Origin of the sequence: Citrobacter sp. Cpo148 (assembly GCF_030332375.1) — a bacterium.
In the GTDB taxonomy this organism is placed as follows: Bacteria; Pseudomonadota; Gammaproteobacteria; order Enterobacterales; family Enterobacteriaceae; genus Citrobacter; species Citrobacter portucalensis.
The window spans coordinates 1-219 of the sequence record NZ_JAOWHY010000022.1; the positions used below are offsets into that span (position 1 = coordinate 1).

2 tRNA genes are annotated in these 219 nt (G+C 57.1%); both read left to right on the forward strand.

Going from position 1 to position 219, the window contains the following annotated elements:
* Positions 1-22: 22 nt before the first annotated feature.
* Positions 23-98 (forward strand) — tRNA-Val (locus OGY10_RS00105).
* A gap of 46 nt (positions 99-144) precedes the next feature.
* Positions 145-217, forward strand: a tRNA-Val gene (locus OGY10_RS00110).
* Positions 218-219: the final 2 nt, after the last annotated feature.

The window sequence follows — 219 nt, forward strand, 5'->3', positions numbered from 1 at the left end:
ATAATGCGACTCCACACAGCGGGGGTGATTAGCTCAGCTGGGAGAGCACCTCCCTTACAAGGAGGGGGTCGGCGGTTCGAACCCGTCATCACCCACCAACTACTTTGTGTAGTCTCCGCCGTGTAGAGTAAGAAATTGAGAAGTGGGTGATTAGCTCAGCTGGGAGAGCACCTCCCTTACAAGGAGGGGGTCGGCGGTTCGATCCCGTCATCACCCACC